The 17517-nt window shown below is 64.9% G+C and carries 10 protein-coding genes; 9 read left to right on the top strand and 1 reads right to left on the bottom strand.

Annotation, left to right across the window (positions count from 1 at the left end; genetic code table 11):
• Positions 1-110: 110 nt before the first annotated feature.
• From ATY02_RS34050 to ATY02_RS34015, 8 genes are all read left to right on the top strand, one after another.
• Complete coding sequence (locus tag ATY02_RS34050) at positions 111-641, top strand: DUF5943 domain-containing protein (protein ID WP_068583124.1); 531 nt, start codon at positions 111-113, stop codon at positions 639-641.
• Between the two features lie 15 nt (positions 642-656).
• Positions 657-2717, top strand: a complete 2061-nt coding sequence (gene dgcA, locus ATY02_RS34045) for a dimethylglycine demethylation protein DgcA (RefSeq protein ID WP_068583127.1) — start codon at positions 657-659, stop codon at positions 2715-2717.
• Between the two features lie 203 nt (positions 2718-2920).
• Positions 2921-4894 carry a dimethylglycine demethylation protein DgcB gene (gene dgcB, locus ATY02_RS34040; RefSeq protein WP_068583130.1) on the top strand — a complete coding sequence of 658 codons (1974 nt, stop codon included), beginning with the start codon at positions 2921-2923 and terminating at the stop codon, positions 4892-4894.
• Entirely contained in the window at positions 4894-6117 is a 1224-nt protein-coding gene (locus tag ATY02_RS34035) for an electron transfer flavoprotein subunit alpha/FixB family protein (RefSeq protein ID WP_068583133.1), read from the top strand. The genes dgcB and ATY02_RS34035 overlap by 1 nt, the downstream gene beginning before the upstream one ends.
• 10 nt (positions 6118-6127) lie before the next feature.
• Complete coding sequence (locus tag ATY02_RS34030) at positions 6128-6898, top strand: electron transfer flavoprotein subunit beta (RefSeq protein ID WP_068583137.1); 771 nt, start codon at positions 6128-6130, stop codon at positions 6896-6898.
• Positions 6899-7976: 1078 nt separating this feature from the next.
• A complete protein-coding gene (locus ATY02_RS34025; RefSeq protein ID WP_068583140.1) occupies positions 7977-11429 on the top strand; it encodes an alpha/beta fold hydrolase in 3453 nt (1150 codons plus the stop codon).
• 58 nt (positions 11430-11487) lie between these two features.
• The gene (locus ATY02_RS34020; protein WP_068583143.1) at positions 11488-13356 is read left to right on the top strand and encodes a hypothetical protein; all 1869 of its coding nucleotides are present in this window, start codon (positions 11488-11490) and stop codon (positions 13354-13356) included.
• 46 nt (positions 13357-13402) lie between these two features.
• Positions 13403-14692, top strand: a complete 1290-nt coding sequence (locus tag ATY02_RS34015; protein ID WP_068583146.1) for a metallophosphoesterase — start codon at positions 13403-13405, stop codon at positions 14690-14692.
• Between the two features lie 127 nt (positions 14693-14819).
• On the opposite strand, the gene gbcA is transcribed toward ATY02_RS34015, so the two are convergent.
• Positions 14820-16112 carry a glycine-betaine demethylase subunit GbcA gene (gbcA, locus tag ATY02_RS34010; RefSeq protein WP_022641508.1) on the bottom strand — a complete coding sequence of 431 codons (1293 nt, stop codon included), beginning with the start codon at positions 16110-16112 and terminating at the stop codon, positions 14820-14822.
• 291 nt (positions 16113-16403) lie between these two features.
• Here gbcA and gbcB point away from each other — a divergent pair, with 291 nt between their 5' ends.
• Positions 16404-17504 (top strand): glycine-betaine demethylase subunit GbcB, encoded by a 1101-nt coding sequence (gbcB, locus tag ATY02_RS34005; protein ID WP_022641507.1) that lies wholly within the window; start codon positions 16404-16406, stop codon positions 17502-17504.
• The last annotated feature ends 13 nt before the right edge of the window (positions 17505-17517 follow it).

Here is a 17517-nt window from a genome sequence, read left to right as displayed (position 1 = left end):
TCCTTGCTCTCGGTGTGCTCGCGACGGCTCCAGCGGTATTCACGCGAATTTTTTCCATGCAAAGCCAAGGCTTTGCCAAGCCAAGAATGAATTTCTGGAGTCAAGTTTCCATGGCCAAGATCGCCCCGCAACTGCCCATCGAAGTCGACAGCGAGACCGGCGTCTGGACGTCCGATGCCCTGCCGATGCTGTACGTGCCGCGGCATTTCTTCGTCAACAACCACATGGGCATCGAGGAAGTGCTGGGCGCCGACGCCTATGCCGAGATCCTCTACAAGGCCGGCTACAAGTCCGCCTGGCACTGGTGCGAGAAAGAAGCCCAATGCCATGGCCTGGAAGGCGTGGCGGTGTTCGAGCACTACATGAAGCGCCTCTCCCAGCGCGGCTGGGGCCTGTTCAAGATCCAGGACATCGACCTCGAGCAGGGCACCGCCAGCGTCAAGCTCGAGCACTCGGCCTTCGTCTACGTCTACGGCAAGTGCGGGCGCAAGGTGGACTACATGTTCACCGGCTGGTTCGCCGGCGCCATGGACCAGATCCTGGCGGCCCGTGGCAGCAAGATCCGCACCGTGGCAGAGCAGGTCTACGGTGGTTCCGAAGAAGGGCACGACGACGGCCTGTTCGTCGTCAAAGCGTTGTAAGCGGAGTTCAAGACAATGGCTTTCGAAGCGATGTTCCAGCCGATCCAGATCGGCAAACTGACCATCCGCAACCGCGTGCTCAGTACCGCCCACGCCGAGGTCTACGCCACCGACGGCGGCATGACCACCGAGCGCTACGTGAAGTACTACGAGGAAAAGGCCAAGGGCGGCATCGGCCTGGCGATTTGCGGCGGCTCCTCGGTGGTGGCCATCGACAGTCCCCAGGAATGGTGGAGCTCGGTGAACCTGTCCACCGACCGCATCATCCCGCACTTCCAGAACCTCTCCGACGCCATGCACAAGCACGGCGCCAAGATCATGATCCAGATTACCCACATGGGCCGGCGCTCGCGCTGGGACGGCTTCAACTGGCCGACCCTGATGTCGCCGTCCGGGGTTCGTGAGCCGGTGCACCGCGCCACCTGCAAGACCATCGAGGTGGAAGAAATCTGGCGGGTGATCGGCAACTACGCCCAAGCCGCCCGTCGCGCCAAGGAAGGTGGCCTGGACGGCGTGGAGCTGTCGGCGGTGCACCAGCACATGATCGACCAGTTCTGGAGCCCGCGGGTCAACAAGCGGACCGACGAATGGGGCGGCACCTTCGAGAAGCGCATGCGCTTCGGCCTGGAGGTGCTCAAGGCGGTGCGCGCCGAGGTCGGCGACGATTTCTGCGTCGGCATGCGCATCTGCGGCGACGAATTCCATCCCGATGGCCTGTCCCACGAGGACATGAAGCAGATCGCCAAGTACTACGACGACACCGGCATGCTCGACTTCCTCGGCGTGGTCGGTTCCGGTTGCGACACCCACAACACCCTGGCCAACGTCATCCCCAACATGAGCTTCCCGCCGGAGCCGTTCCTGCACCTGGCGGCAGGCATCAAGGAAGTGGTCAAGGTCCCGGTGCTGCACGCACAGAACATCAAGGACCCGAACCAGGCCACGCGCATCCTCGAGGGCGGCTACGTCGACATGGTCGGCATGACCCGCGCGCACATGGCCGACCCGCACCTGATCGCCAAGATCAAGATGGGCCAGATCGACCAGATCAAGCAGTGCGTGGGTGCCAACTACTGCATCGACCGCCAGTACCAGGGCCTGGACGTGCTGTGCATCCAGAACGCCGCCACTTCCCGTGAATACATGGGCGTGCCGCACATCATCGAGAAGACCACCGGCGCCAAGCGCAAGGTGGTGGTAGTCGGCGCCGGTCCTGCGGGCATGGAGGCTGCCCGGGTGGCGGCCGAGCGCGGCCACGACGTGACCCTGTTCGAGAAGAAAGAGGCGATCGGCGGACAGATCACCACCGCCTCCAAGGCTCCGCAGCGCGACCAGATCGCCGGCATCACCCGCTGGTACCAACTGGAGCTGGCGCGGCTGAAGGTCGACCTGCGCCTGGGCACCGCGGCGGACGCGGCGACCATCCTCGACCTGCGTCCCGACGTGGTGGTGCTGGCGGTGGGCGGCCATCCGTTCATCGAGCAGAACGAACACTGGGGCGCCGCCGAAGGGTTGGTGGTCAGCAGCTGGGACATCCTCGATGGCCGGGTCGCCCCGGGCAAGAACGTGCTGGTGTACGACACCATCTGCGAATTCACCGGGATGTCGGTCGCCGACTACCTGGCCGACAAGGGCTCGCAGGTGGAGATCGTCACCGATGACATCAAGCCCGGCATCGCCATCGGCGGCACCTCGTTCCCCACCTACTACCGCAGCCTGTACCCCAAGGAAGTGATCATGACCGGGGACCTGACCCTGGAGAAGGTCTACCGCGAGGGCGACAAGCTGGTGGCGGTACTGGAGAACGAATACACCGGCGCCCGCGAGGAGCGGGTGGTGGACCAGGTGGTGGTGGAGAACGGCGTGCGTCCCGACGAGGCGCTGTACTACGGGCTCAAGGACGGCTCGCGCAACAAGGGCCAGATCGATGTCGAGGCGCTGTTCGCGATCAAGCCGCAGCCTTGCCTGGGCGAAGCGGGCGACGGCTACCTGCTGTTCCGCATCGGCGATTGCGTGTCCCAGCGCAACACCCATGCCGCGATCTACGACGCCCTGCGCCTGTGCAAGGACTTTTGACGGCAGCGACAAGTTTCAAGCTGCAAGCGGCAAGTTGAAGCAGGTGTTCGGCAGTGCTTTTGCTTGTCGCTTGCCCCTGGCGTTCTGTAAGGGCTTTTAGCCGCCGTTGCAGGTTTTGAGCGGCCAGCCAGAGCGAATGCCCAGCCTTGTTTTTTCTTGCCGCTTGAAGCTAGCCGCTTGCAGCTGACCTTAAGGTGACTGTGATGTTGAATACCCTTCTTCCCATCCTGCTGTTCGCTGCCCTGGGCCTGGCGGTCCTCGGCGCGTTGCGGCGCGCGGCCATGTGGCGCCGGGGGCGAGCCTCCAAGGTCGACCTGGTCGGCGGCCTGCTGGCCATGCCCCGGCGCTACATGGTGGACCTGCACCATGTGGTGGCCCGCGACAAGTACATCGCCAACACCCACGTGGCCACCGCCGGTGGCGCGGTGGCTTCCATCGTCCTGGCGCTGCTGGTACACGGCTTCGGCCTGCACAACCGCGTGCTGGCCTATGCCTTGCTGTTGATGTCGGCGCTGATGTTCGTGGGGGCGATCTTCGTCTACCGACGCAGGCGCAATCCGCCGTCGCGCTTGTCCAAGGGCCCGTGGATGCGCCTGCCCAAGAGCCTGCTGGCGTTTTCCGCGAGCTTCTTCCTGGTGACCCTGCCGGTGGCCGGGATCCTCCCGGAGCAGTTCGGTGGCTGGCTGCTGGCGGCGATCCTCGCGCTGGGCGTGCTCTGGGGCGTGTCGGAGCTGTTCCTCGGCATGACCTGGGGCGGACCGATGAAACACGCCTTCGCCGGTGCCTTGCACCTGGCCTGGCACCGCCGTGCCGAACGCTTCGGCGGCGGCCGCTCCACCGGCCTCAAGCCGCTGGACCTGGAAGACCCCAGCGCGCCCCTGGGCGTGGAAAAACCCGTGGACTTCACCTGGAACCAACTGCTGGGCTTCGATGCCTGCGTGCAGTGCGGCAAGTGCGAGGCGGCTTGCCCGGCCTTCGCCGCCGGCCAGCCGCTGAACCCCAAGAAGCTGATCCAGGACATGGTCGTCGGCCTGGCCGGTGGCAGCGATGCCCACTTCGCCGGCAGCCCCTATCCGTCCCTCGACGGTCGCGGTCAGCCGCTGGGCGAACACCACGGCGGCCCGCACCTGCCGATCGTCGCGCTGCAGGGCAAGGCCCTGGTGGATGCCGAGACTCTGTGGTCGTGCACCACCTGCCGGGCCTGCGTCGAGGAATGCCCGATGATGATCGAGCACGTCGATGCCATCGTCGACATGCGCCGCCACCTGACCCTGGAAAAAGGCGCCACACCGAACAAGGGCGCCGAGGTGCTGGAGAACCTGATTGCCACCGACAACCCGGGCGGTTTCAACCCCGGCGGACGAATGAACTGGGCGGCCGACCTCAACCTCAAGCTGCTGCCTGAAGTGAAGAGCACCGAGGTGCTGTTCTGGGTCGGCGACGGCGCCTTCGACATGCGCAACCAGCGTACCCTGCGGGCCTTCGTCAAGGTGCTGAAGGCCGCGGGCGTGGATTTCGCCGTGCTTGGCCTGGAAGAACGCGACAGTGGCGACGTGGCCCGGCGCCTGGGTGACGAGGCGACCTTCCAGCAACTGGCCCGGCGCAATATCCAGACCCTGGCCAAGTACCGGTTCCAGCGCATCGTCACCTGCGATCCCCACAGCTTCCATGTGCTGAAAAACGAATACGGCGCCCTGGGCGGTGACTACCAGGTGCAGCACCACAGCACCTACATCGCCGAGCTGATCGCCGCCGGCCAACTCGATCTTGGCCGGCACAAGGGTGGCAGCGTGACCTATCACGACCCCTGCTACCTGGGCCGCTACAACGGTGAGTACGAAGCCCCGCGCCAGGTGCTGCGCGCCCTGGGGATCGAGGTCAAGGAAATGCAGCGCGCAGGGTTCCGCTCCCGCTGCTGTGGCGGTGGCGGTGGTGCGCCGATCACCGACATTCCCGGCAAGCAGCGGATTCCCGACATGCGCATGGAAGACATCCGCGAGACCGGCGCCGAGCTGGTGGCGGTGGGTTGTCCGCAATGCACGGCAATGCTCGAAGGGGTGGTGGAGCCCCGACCGATGATCAAGGACATCGCCGAACTGGTGGCCGAGGCCCTGTTGGAAAGCGCGGCCCCGAGCAAGGCGCCAGTGGTGAAAGCCGAACCTGCGGAGGTGCACTGATGAGCGAGATTATCCGCCGCGATCCCCGCGCCGAATGGATCGCCCGCAACCGCCTGCACCCGCTGCATGCGGCCATGCAACCGGCGCAGCACAGCTGGATGGGCCCCAATGGCCTGGTGCGCAAGAACCCCCACGGCATGGGCTTTGTCGGTCCCAACGGGCTCAAGCGCATCGATCGCAGCGGCGCCCAGCAAGGTGGCAGCAGCCACAAGCGCACGGCGGCGGTCGAGGTGCAATTGCCGCTGCACCAGCTGGCGCAGCCAACGTTCTACATCAACGTGGTGCCGGACATGGTCGGTGGTCGCCTGAGCAGCCACGACCGCGACTTGCTGGGCCTGGCCCGGCAACTGGCCGGCCAGGACGGCGCGGTGCTGGCGGTGGTGTTCGGCGAGCACAAGGAATCGAATTTCGCCACGGCGGGGGTCGACCGTCTGCTGGTGCTGCCGGGCAGCGAGTTCGACGGTTATGCACCGGAGCAGCGGGTCCAGGGCCTGCGGGCTGTGGATAACCAGTTCAGCCCGCGCCATTGGCTGCTGCCCGACAGCCGCAGCGGCGGTGGCGAATTGGGTCGGCGCTTTGCCGCGGCCCTGGGCGAACGCCCGGCGACCCGGGTCTGGCAGGTCAAGGAAGGGCAATGCATCGGCCGCGCCGGTGCGGGCCTGGAGGATCTGGCACGGCCTCTGCCACGGCTGATCCTGGCGGCGGCCGAATGTGCCGAGCCGGTCAGCGAAACCCGCCACGAAGCCTTGCCGGTGGAGTTATCCACAAGCGTGGCCCGCAGCCTGGCACGAATCGAGGATCTGGGCGCGGTGGCGGTGGACCCGGCGGCGATTCCCATGGCCGAGGCCGAGTTCATCCTGTCCGGGGGCAACGGGGTCAAGGACTGGGCGCTGTTCCATCGCGCGGCCCAGGCCCTGGGGGCCACCGAGGGCGCCTCGCGGGTGGCGGTGGACGACGGCTTCATGCCCCGCGACCGCCAGGTGGGCGCCACTGGCACCTGGGTGACCGCGCGTGTCTACGTGGCGGTGGGGATCTCCGGAGCGATCCAGCACCTGCAGGGCATCGGTGCCTGCGACAAGGTGGTGGCGATCAACATGGACCCGGGCTGCGACATGATCAAGCGCGCCGACCTGGCGGTGATCGGCGACAGCGCCGCGATCCTCGAGGCGCTGATCGCCGCCGTCGAAGCCTACCGCAGCGCCGCCAAGCGCGATGCAGCTTGAGGGAGCACTCATGAACAGTCATGTAATCAGCCTGGTCTCCATCGGCGCGCATCCGACCTCCGGTCGGCCACGGCGTGCCGAACAGGACGCCCGGGCCGTGGAACTGGGCCTGCAACTGGCCGGTGGACAACTGCAGGTGCTGCACGCCGGCGATGCCGCCGAGCCGGCCCTGCGCGCCTACCTGGGCATGGGCCTGGAGCAACTGCATGTGCTGGAGCAGCCAGCCGGCGCCGATGCCTTGCCAGCCTTGGCCCAGTACCTGCGCCATGCCGGGGCCCAAGTGGTGTTGACCGGCAGCCAGGCGGAAACCGGCGAAGGCTCGGGCATGCTGCCGTTCCTGCTGGCCGAGAACCTGGGTTGGCCGCTGGTGGTGGGGCTGGCCGAGGTGGAATCCCTGGAAGATGGCGTGGCCCATGTGCTGCAAGCCTTGCCCCGGGGCCAGCGGCGCCGGCTCAAGGTGCGCCTGCCGTTCCTGGCCACTGTGGATAACGCCGCGCCCAAGCCTCGCCAGAGTGCCTATGGCCCGGCACGGCGCGGGGTGTTGCGCGCCGATCAGGTCATGGTGGTGGAGGACGAGCTGTTCACCGGCGCCAGCCTGCAGCCGGCCAGGCCACGGCCCAAGCGCTTGAAGGTGATCAAGGCCAAGAGCGGCGCCGACCGCATGAAGGCCGCCACCGCCAAGGCCAGCGGCGGCACCGGCCAGGTGCTCAAGGACGTCAGCGCGCAAGCCGGGGCCGAGGCCATCTTCAAGTTGTTGGTGGAGGAGGGGGTGCTCCGCTAGAGCCGCCCCCGTCGTACTAGTGCTATCGCGAGCAATCGAGCGTCGACCGGCTGATCCTGCGGGAGCCTGGCTTGCAGTCCTGTTTGCACGGTTACTCACAATCCCTGTGCGCGGCTCTGTGGATAAGATGTTCGCGCCTTGCTCCAACCCATGCAGAACAAGGCCTGTAGCCATCTGTACGAAATTTGATCAGGCTAACTTGTGGTTTTTCCTGGCTTTTTTCCGCGGTGTCGAACTCCTCAAGGGGGCAGTTGTGCACAGCAGTTGCCCCCAAAGTCTGTTGGCGCTTTTGTGGATAAGATGTTCGCTCAGGGCTGTAGCCCTTGCAGGACAAGGCTTGGCGCGATCTGATCAAAAAACACCCAAATCTTGCTTCTGGCGCTGTCCGGGCGCTTGCAAGGCGGAATTTTCCTGGCCTGGAGGGCTTTTCCACAGAAACCGCGGGTAGCGGCTGCAGTTGCCCCCAAAGTCTGTTGGCCGATCTGTGGGTAAGGTGTTCGTCTCGCGCTGTAGGCCATGTGTAGCAAGGCTTGCAGGGTTTTGTTCAATAATTGATCAGGCGCGCGTCAAACGGCTGTTTTTGCCTAACCCGCGGATTTTCCTGGGAATCCCCGGGGTAATATCCCCATCCCCAGTGCACTTGCCCACAATTGCTGTGGGCCAAGATGTGGATAAGTTGTTCGCCAACCGCTACAGGCCTTGTAATTCATAGCGTGTACGGCAATAGATCAAATTTCATACAGTTCTAATGTCCGCCTTGACAGTGGTAAGCGGCCTGACTTGACTGATTCCACTGGGACCGGTTCGTCACTTATCCACATCCGGTCCAGGGAGCGCAGGCAATGGATTGTCGTTCATCACAGGCTTCCAGCCGCGGGACCTTCCCCCGGCGCACCCGCCGCCGTGCCGCCAACCAGCGCGCACGCCTATAGCCCCAGCGGCTGTTCGATCCCGACCCTGATTTCCACGGTTTGCGTTTCTGGCGCAGCGGCCGGCCCGTGCGGCTGCCTGCGTGATCGGCTTCACCTGAAGGAAGCGGCCATGAGAGTCGCCCCATCTGCCTGAGAGGAACCCCGCCATGACTCGGATCGCCACCCCCATCAGCGAGATCCAGGAACACTACGACGTCGTCGTCATCGGCTCCGGCTATGGCGGCGGCATCGCCGCTTCGCGGTTGTCCCGGGCCGGGCGCCGGGTGTGCCTGCTGGAGCGTGGGCGGGAGATTCGCCCCGGGGAGTTTCCCAACACCCTGGTCAGCGCCACCGAGGAATTGCAGGTGCACGATCCCGATGGGCATATCGGTTCGCGCACCGGCTTGTTCGACCTGCACGTCAACGCCCAGCAGAACGTGGTAGTGGGTTGCGGTTTGGGCGGCACCTCGCTGATCAACGCCAACGTCGCCCTGGAGCCCGAGCCCGGGGTGTTCGACGACCCACGCTGGCCCCAGGCGGTGCGCGACCACCGCGATACCTTGCTCAAGCAGGGCTTTGCCCTGGCCCGGGAGATGCTCAAGCCCAATCCCTATCCCGATTCGGCGCCGGCCCTGGACAAGCTCAAGGCCCACCGCAAGTCCGCGGACTACCTCAAGCAGGGCGCGCATTTCTACAAGCCGCCGATCAACGTGACCTTCGACAAGCTGCCCAACAACCTCAACCATGTCGGGGTCGAGCAACTGCCCTGCAACCAATGCGGTGACTGCGTCTCGGGCTGTAACAACAAGGCCAAGAACACCACCTTGATGAACTACCTGCCCGACGCCTGCAACCACGGCGCCGAGATTTTCTGCCAGGCCCAGGTGCGCCACCTGGAGCGCGACGGCGACGGCTGGATCGTGCACTTCCAGTACCTGGACAGCGGTCGCGAGAAGTTCTCGGCGCCGACCCTGTTCGTCAAGGCCGATATCGTCGTGCTGTCCGCTGGCACCCTGGGTTCCACCGAGATCCTCCTGCGTTCGCGGGCCAAGGGCCTGGCCACTTCGGCCCAACTGGGCGAGCACATGAGCGGCAACGGCGACATCCTCGGTTTTGGCCACAACTGCGAGCAACCGATCAACGGCATCGGCTTCGGCACTCATCCGGCCAGCGAGTTGAAACCCGTGGGCCCATGCATCACCTCGGTGATCGACATGCGCACCGAAGGCGACCGCACCAGCCGCATGGTCATCGAGGAGGGCTCGATCCCCGGCGCCCTCGGCCAGGCCATGGTGCCGAGCATGGCGCTGTTCGCCAGCACCCTGGGCCAGGCCACCGACAACAGCTTGAGCGGCAAGCTGGGCTACAAGGAACGCGAGGCCGAAAGCTTCCTGCGCGGGCCCTACCATGGCGCCCTGCACAACATGCAGACCTACCTGATCATGAGCCACGACAACGGTCGCGGGCGCATGCTGCTGGACGCCCAGGACCAGTTGCGCATCGACTGGCCGGGGGTGGGCGAGCAACCCAACGTGGTGCTGGGCAACGAGCGCCTGCACCAGAGCACCCGGGCCCTGGGCGGGGTCTGGGTGGAGAACCCGATCTGGACCAAGCTGCTCAAGCACAGCATCGTCTCGGTCCATCCCCTGGGCGGCTGCGTGATGGGCGAGGACGCGGGCCAGGGCGTGGTCAACCACAAGGGCCAGGTGTTCAGCGGCACCCAGGGCACCGATGTCTATCCCGGGCTCTATGTGGCCGATGGCGCGGTGATCCCTACCTCCCTGGCGGTCAATCCACTGCTGACCATCTCGGCGGTGAGTGAACGCACCATGCAACTGCTGGCCGAGGATCGCGGCTGGAAGATCGACTACCGCCTGCCCTCGGCCCCTGGCAAGCCGGCTGCGGCGCCGACCCTGGGCGTGCAGTTCACCGAGACCATGAAGGGTTTCTTCTCCACGGCCTTCACCCAGCCCCAGGGCACCGACCTGGCGCTCTATCAAGCAGCGGCCAAGCGCGGCGAAGAACAGAACTCGTCCATCGAGTTCACCCTGACCATCACCGCGGCCGATCTCAACCGGATGATCAAGGAGCCCGAGCACGCCGCGACCCTGGTGGGCACCCTGGAGGCGCCGATGCTGTCGCCTCAGCCTTTGGTGGCCAGCCATGGGGTGTTCAACCTGTTCGAGCAATACCAGCAGCAAGTGGGCGTGCGGCACATGAACTACGACATGCGCCTTTGCGCCGAGGACGGTAGCGACTACTACTTCAGCGCCTTCAAGACCGTGCCCGAGGACCACGGCGTGCTGAACATCTGGCCCGATACCAGCACCCTCTACGTGACCCTGTACCGGGGCCAGGACAAGAATGGGCCGGTGCTGGGCTCGGGAGTGATGCACATCCAGCCTGCGGATTTCGCCCGGCAGATGACCACCATGAAGGTGCTCAACGCCCGCAACGAGCGTGAGCGCATCGAGGCCTTGGCGCGTTTCGGCCAGTTCTTCGCCGGGATTCTCTGGGAAAGCTACGGCGGGGTGTTCGCCGGCGATATCTACTTCAATCCCGACGCTCCGCCGCGGGTCAAGCGGCCGCTGGCCGCGCCGGTGCCGAGCGTGCAGTTCTTCGAGACCGAAGACCACGTGCAACTGCGCCTGACCCGCTACCGGGCCGGCGGCAAGGGCCCGGTGATGCTGGTCCATGGCCTGGGCGTGGGCTCCAACATCTTCTCCACCGACACCATCCAGACCAACTTGCTGGAGTACCTGTGCAAGTACGGCTATGACGTCTGGCTCCTGGATTTCCGGGTCAGCATCCTGTTGCCGGCCAGCAAGCAGGAATGCAATGGCGACCAGATCGCCGCGTACGACTTCAAGGCCGCCATCGCCCAGGTTCGCCAGGCCACCGGCGCCCGGGACGTGCAATGCGTGGTGCACTGCTATGGCGCCACCACCTTTTTCATGTCGCTGCTGGCGGGCCTGGAGCATGTGCGCTCGGTGGTCTGTTCGCAGATCGCTGCCGACACCGTGGTGGCCACCGCCACCGGGATCAAGGCCGGGTTGCACTTGCCGGGCATGCTCGACGCCATCGGCATCAAGTCGCTGACGGCCTATGCCGACAGCAAGGAAAGCTGGTTCAACAAGCTCTACGACAAGGCGCTCAACGGTTATGCGCGGATCGAGGCCCAGGGCTACTGCACCAACCCGGTGTGCCATCGCATCACCTTCATGTACGCCTCGTTGTATCGTCACGACACCCTCAACCAGAACCTGCACGACAACCTGCACGAGCTGTTCGGCGAGTCCAATATCCAGACCTTCGAGCACCTGGCGCTGATCTGCCGCAAGGGCCACCTGGTGGACTTCAAGGGACAGGACGTCTACATGCCGCATTTCGATCGGCTGAAGCTGCCGATCTGCTTCATCAGCGGCGCCGACAACCAGTGCTACCTGCCGCTGAGTACCCAGAAGACCTACGAGCGCCTGTGCCAACTGCATGGCCCCGAGCTGTTCAGCCGGCATGTGGTGTCGGGCTACGGGCATATCGACTGCATCTTCGGCCAGAACGCGGTGGTGGATGTGTACCCGCTGATCCTCGCGCACCTGGAGAAGACCGCCCTGGGTTGAGCCTCCCGGCACGCTCGACAACGGCGGCTTCAGGGATATCCAGGCGAGGGTGAGAGGGATGAACGCATATATCCGCTGGTTCCAACGCTTCATCTGGCTGGGCATCGCCATGAATATGGTGTTCGCCCTGCCAGCGCTGTTCGCCCCGGCCTTGCTGACTGCCGTGGTCGGCCTGCCTCCGGTGCTGTCCGATCCCTGGCTGGAGAACGCCGGCATGCTGCTGGTAGGCATCAGCCTGTTCTACATGCCCTCGGGCTTCAATGCGCCGCGCTACGTGGTGCATTCCTGGCTATGCGTGTTGTCGCGGCTGGTGGCGGTGGTGTTCTGGATCTACCTGATCGACACCAGCAACCAGTCCCAGGTATTCGTGCCCATGCTCATGGGCGACCTGGGCATGTTCCTGGTGCTGGGCATCTTGCTGTACCTGGGCAGTGCCCCGGCCAATCGGCCCTGGGCCCTGCTCAAGGCCGGGCTGCACGCCGGGTGCCAGGGCTGGGAGAGTCGGTGGCGGCGGCAGGGCTTTCGCGTGGCGACCTTGGTGGTGCTGCTGGCCCTGGGGCTGGTGGGTTATGCAACCTGGGTCAACATGCTGCGTGAGGTGCCGCAACCGCCGGAAGCCTCCGACGAGGATCACTTCAAGTACGCGGCCATCGGCCTGGGGATCGAGGCGCGGATTCCCTACTACCTGTTCGCCGTGCTGCCGCAGCTGTGCCCGGAGAAGATGCCCCGGCCCGGTGGCTACGAGGTTTTCGGCTTCCTCTATGAACATGGCCGCGACCTGCCGGTGGGCATGGCCAAGCGGCAGCTGGGCTATCCGACGGTGGAGCCCAATTGCGCCCTGTGCCATACCGGGGCCTACCGGGCCAGTGCCGGCGATGTGTCCCAGGTAGTGCCCACCGCCCCGGCCAACCTGATGCAGCTCCAGGCCTTCCAGTGGTTTGCCTACGATTGCGCCAGCGATCCGAAATTCACCATCGATGCGCTGATGAACGCGATCAACGCCAAGTTCCAGCTGGGCCTGGTCGAGCGCCTGTACAACCGCTACCTGATCATGCCCATGGCCAAGAGCGCGCTGCTCAAGCAGAAGCAGGCCTATGCCTGGCAGAAACTGCGGCCGGCGCAGGGGCCGGGGCGCACCGACACCTTCAACCCGACCAAGATGGTGGTGTTCGGTTTCCCCGACGACTCCACCATCGGCACCGTGGACCTGCCGCAGATCTGGAACCAGAAGCCCCGGGAGTCGATGTACCTGCACTGGGATGGCAACAACAACCAGATCCGCGAGCGCAACTACGCCGCGGCGATGGCCGTGGGGGCGACGCCGGAGTCGGTGTTGCCGGCAAGTTTCAACCGGGTCACCAACTGGCTGCTGGGGCACAAGCCGCCGGCTTGGCCCTTCGCCATCGACCAGGCCAAGGTGGCCCAGGGCAAACCGCTGTGGGAGGCCAATTGCGCCGGCTGCCATGATTTCGGCAAGGCCGACACCGGCCAGGTGACCACCGATATCCAGGTCTTGGGCACCGACCCGCATCGCCTGGACTCCTTTACCACCGGGTTGGTCCAGGCCTTCCACGGCTTCAAGAAACCGCCCTTCGACTTTGGCGCCTATCGCAAGACCCAGAGCTACAGCAACACCCCCACCGATGGCATCTGGCTGCGCGCGCCCTACCTGCACAACGGCTCGGTGCCCAGCCTGTGGGACCTGCTGCAGGTGCCGGAGCAACGGCCCCAGGTGTTCTACACCGGCTCGGATATCTACGACCCGCAGAAGGTCGGGTTCATCACCAACGGCCCGGCACCCAAGGGGCCGGCCTACTTCAAGTACGACACCCGCCAAGAAGGCAACGGCAATGGCGGCCACCTGTATGGCACGCAGCTTTCCGAGCAGCAGAAATGGCAGTTGATCGAATACATGAAGACCCTGTGAGGCGAGCAACCCGTGCCGCCGCAGGACTATCAGGAGGGACACCGCTATGTCACTGGCAAGTAGTGTGGAAGAGGAATTCGGCCGGGTGAAAGCCCGGGTCGATGGCCTGATCGCCCGGTTCGACCTGGCCTGGAAGAATCTGCGCAACCAACTCGAGCCCAAGGAGCTGCAAGCCATTCTCGACCTGGTACAGCGCGCCCACGACCAGGCGCAATACACCATCGCCCACGGCGACTTGCCGCCGGGCCAGCCCCCGGTGCCCTGGGAGCTGGCCCATGGCATGTCGGTGCTGCACCTGGGCACGGCCCAGCCCCTGCCGCAATCGGTGGACCAGCTGGCGACCCAGGTGCTCAAGGACGGCAGCCTGCTGGGCTGTCGCAAGTGGGAACTGCTGGACCTGAAGTGGAGCGAAGCCCTGGTGGCCTGGATCGAGAACCTGCGCGATCACGCCACCTTCGGCACCACCCCGGCGTTGCTGCAGATCCCCGATGAGGTCCTGCTGGACCTGGCCGGGGATTGGGGCACCGGCTACTTCGAGCCCCAGTCGGCGGCGCAGCGGGTGGCCGACCTGATCACTGCGGACCAGCCGCACGTGACCATCCACCTGGGCGATGTGTACTACGCCGGTACCGACAGTGACGAGAGAAACAACCTGGCGTCCTGGCCCATGGGCAGCAAGGCCTCGTTCAGTCTCAACTCCAACCATGAGATGTACAGCGGCGCCCATGGCTACTTCGACGAGATCCAGACGCTGTTCCCGGACCAGCAGAACACCAGCTACTTCGCCCTGTTCAACACCCACTGGCTGATCATTGGCCTGGACAGCGCCTACGCCTCCGATGAGATGCAGCTGTACATGGACGGCAACCTCAATGCCGTCCAGGAACAATGGCTCAGCGACCTGATGGCCAGCCACGGCCAGGGCCGCAAGATCATCCTGCTCAGCCATCACCAGGGCCTGGACATCACCGGCAAGACCCCGACCGCGCTGTACGGCCAGGTGTGCAAGGCCCTGGGCAATCGCGTGCCGGACTATTGGTACTGGGGGCACCTGCACAACGGTATTTTCTACGCGCCCAAGACCGATCCCCAGGGCATGGGGGTGATGAATGGGCGTTGCGTCGGCCACGGGGCGATCCCCTATGGCGATGCCAGCGAGCTGGATGGCGCGCCCGGGGTGTTGTGGTCGGAAACCCAGAGAGCCGGCGATGCCAACTATCCGTTACGGGTGTTCAACGGTTATGCCCGGGTGAGGCTGCTGGGGGCGCAGATCACCGAGCAGTTCGTGAACGAGAAGGGTGGGGTGCCCTGGCCCAAGCTCAAGCCCAAGGCCTGACATCGCGGGTTGGCGCCCGCGTTGCGGTCGTGCGCAGCTTCACTGGTGCTCAGCAGCGGCTACCGATGGGTTTCATGTAGCCGCTGCCAAGCTTGCCAGGCCGTCAGGATCTGCGCTCGAGTGCAGTTCAGCCGGTGACCGGTACGCCCTTGAGGTAGGGCGCCGGTTCGGCGCCGAGGTTGTTGAGCAGGCGCTCGCTGTACCAGTCGATGAAGTTGACCACGCCGAACTCGTAGGTCTTGGAGTAGGGCCCGGGCTGGTAGGCGGTGGAGTTGATGCCGCGCTGGTTCTCCTCGGCCAGGCGCCGGTCCTGGTCGTTGGTGGCGTCCCACACCTGGCGCATGCGCTCCACGTCGTAGTCCACGCCTTCCACGGCGTCCTTGTGCACCAGCCACTTGGTGGTGACCATGGTTTCCTGGGCACTGATCGGCCACACCGTGAACACGATGATGTGGTCGCCCATGCAGTGGTTCCACGAATGGGGCAGGTGCAGGATGCGCATCGAACCCAGGTCCGGGTTCTTGATCCGGCCCATGAGTTTCTTGCAGCCCTGCTTGCCGTCCAGGGTCATGGACACGGTGCCCTTGAGCAGCGGCATGCGCACGATACGGTTGCGCAGGCCGAAGCTGGCGTGGGCGTAGGGGATCTTCTCGGCTTCCCAGGCAGCGGCGGAGGCGGCTACGTGGTCCTTGAAGGCCTGGTCGGCCCGTGGGTCGGTGACGTCGTCCCATTCCAGCAGGGTTTTGAGCAACTCTGGGTGCGAGGCATTGCAGTGGTAGCACTCGCGGTTGTTCTCCAGCACCAGTTTCCAGTTGGCCTTTTCCATCAAGGTGGTGGTAATCGCCACCTTGGTGTTCTCCATGTCGTAGGGCTCCATGTAGTGGGCCAGGGTCGCCAGGAAGTCATCGATGGCCGGCGGGTTCTCGGCCAGCGAGATGAAGATGTAGCCACCGGCGGTCTTCACCTGCACCGGCTTGAGGCTGTACTGCTTCATGTCGAAGTCGGCGCCCATCTCGGTGCCGGCGAACAGCAGGCGGCCGTCCACTTCGTAGGTCCACTGGTGGTAGGGGCAGACCAGCTTGGCCACCTTGCCCTTGTCGCTGGTGCACAAGCGCGAGCCACGGTGCCGGCAGACGTTGTGGAAGGCGTGGACCACGCCGTCGGCGCCGCGGATGACGATGATCGGGTTCTTGCCGATTTGCAGGGTGATGAAGTTGCCCTTGGTGGGAATTTCCGAGGTCATGCCGGCGATCAGCCATTCCTTGTGGAAGATCTCCTGCATGTCGATTTCGAACAGCCTTTGGTCGCAGTAGAAGGGTTGCGGCAGGGAGAAGGTCCGCTCGCGTTCCTGCAGCATCTGCGCGGTGGCCTTGCGTGCGGGTTCCAGTGGATCGCCCAGGCTCAGGGTGGTGACGTCCATCGTTCAGGTCCTCATGGCCGTTCGGTGCGGCCGGCGTATTAGGGAGTGGCTACGGTCGGTGCTACGCAAGTCACGAAAAAAGCAGCTGTTGTCGTGGGGCCGAGTGTGGGTCCGCAGGCGCCGCGAACCTTATCCATGGGCGACATGGCCCAATCTGTTCCCGACGCCGTAGGCCCTGTAGCCGGGGCCTGGTCGCGATAAGCATGTGAATGTCGCGGATAGGTAAACAGGCCCTGGGCGCCTTACGCAGAATCGCTGGCAAGACGCCGACAGTCGGCCGTGGAGAACAGCATGTCCAACACCTTCCTCAACCCGGTAACCACCCAGACCTGGGCCAATGGTCGTCACATCGTCCGTTGCGTCAAAGTCATCCAGGAAACCTGGGACGTACGGACCTTCTGCTTCATGGCCGACCAGCCGATCATGTTCTTCTTCAAGCCGGGGCAGTTCGTCACCCTGGAGCTGGAGATCGAAGGCCAGCCGGTGATGCGCTCCTACACCATCTCCAGTTCGCCGTCGGTGCCCTACAGCTTCTCGGTGACCATCAAGCGCGTGCCCGGCGGCAAGGTCTCCAACCACCTGCACGACACCCTGCACGAGGGCCAGGAGCTGGCGGTACACGGGCCAGTGGGGTTGTTCAACGCCATCGACTTCCCCAACCCTAAGATCCTCTACCTCAGCGGCGGGGTCGGCATCACCCCGGTGATGTCCATGGCGCGCTGGTTCTACGACACCAACGCCAATGTCGACATGGTGTTCATCCACAGCGCCCGCTCGCCCAAGGACATCATCTACCACCGCGAGCTGGAGCACATGGCCTCGCGGATCGACAACTTCAGCCTGCACCTGATCTGCGAACGCCACGGCCTGGGCGAGCCCTGGGCCGGTTATCGCGGCTATCTCAACCACAAGATGCTGGAGCTGATGGCGCCGGACTTCCTCGAGCGGGAGGTGTTCTGCTGCGGTCCTACGCCCTACATGCACGCGGTCAAGCGCCTGCTGGAGGCCGCCGGCTTCGACATGACCCGCTACCACGAGGAGTCGTTCGGCGCGACGCCGGCCGATGCCCGGGCCGATGCGGTGGAGCAGGCCGAACAGGCCGCCGAGGCACCGGAGGTGGATGCCGCCGACCTGCACCAGGTGGAGTTCACCGCCTCGGGCAAGAGCATCCGCGTGGCCCCGGGGGAGACCGTGCACGCGGCGGCGGCCAAGCTTGGCCTGATGATCCCCAAGGCCTGCGGCATGGGTATCTGCGGCACCTGCAAGGTGCTCAAGCTGGGGGGCGAGGTGGAAATGGAGCACAACGGCGGGATCACCGAGGAAGACGAAGCCGAAGGCTACATCCTGTCGTGCTGCAGCGTGCCCAAGGGCGATGTGCGCGTGGAGTTCTGATCGGCTTTCGTGG

The sequence above is a fragment of the Pseudomonas sp. BIOMIG1BAC genome (genome assembly GCF_001705995.2).
GTDB classification, from domain to species: Bacteria; Pseudomonadota; Gammaproteobacteria; order Pseudomonadales; family Pseudomonadaceae; genus Aquipseudomonas; species Aquipseudomonas sessilinigenes.
Note: the sequence above shows the minus strand (reverse complement) of the source record. Positions and strands in the feature narration are given on the sequence as shown.

Coding starts and splice junctions, on each gene's coding strand:
- ATY02_RS34050 (WP_068583124.1), top strand. CDS start 111: ATGGCCAAGATCGCCCCGCAACTGCCCATCGAAGTCGACAGCGAGACC.
- dgcA (WP_068583127.1), top strand. CDS start 657: ATGGCTTTCGAAGCGATGTTCCAGCCGATCCAGATCGGCAAACTGACC.
- dgcB (WP_068583130.1), top strand. CDS start 2,921: ATGTTGAATACCCTTCTTCCCATCCTGCTGTTCGCTGCCCTGGGCCTG.
- ATY02_RS34035 (WP_068583133.1), top strand. CDS start 4,894: ATGAGCGAGATTATCCGCCGCGATCCCCGCGCCGAATGGATCGCCCGC.
- ATY02_RS34030 (WP_068583137.1), top strand. CDS start 6,128: ATGAACAGTCATGTAATCAGCCTGGTCTCCATCGGCGCGCATCCGACC.
- ATY02_RS34025 (WP_068583140.1), top strand. CDS start 7,977: ATGACTCGGATCGCCACCCCCATCAGCGAGATCCAGGAACACTACGAC.
- ATY02_RS34020 (WP_068583143.1), top strand. CDS start 11,488: ATGAACGCATATATCCGCTGGTTCCAACGCTTCATCTGGCTGGGCATC.
- ATY02_RS34015 (WP_068583146.1), top strand. CDS start 13,403: ATGTCACTGGCAAGTAGTGTGGAAGAGGAATTCGGCCGGGTGAAAGCC.
- gbcA (WP_022641508.1), bottom strand. CDS start 16,112: ATGGACGTCACCACCCTGAGCCTGGGCGATCCACTGGAACCCGCACGC.
- gbcB (WP_022641507.1), top strand. CDS start 16,404: ATGTCCAACACCTTCCTCAACCCGGTAACCACCCAGACCTGGGCCAAT.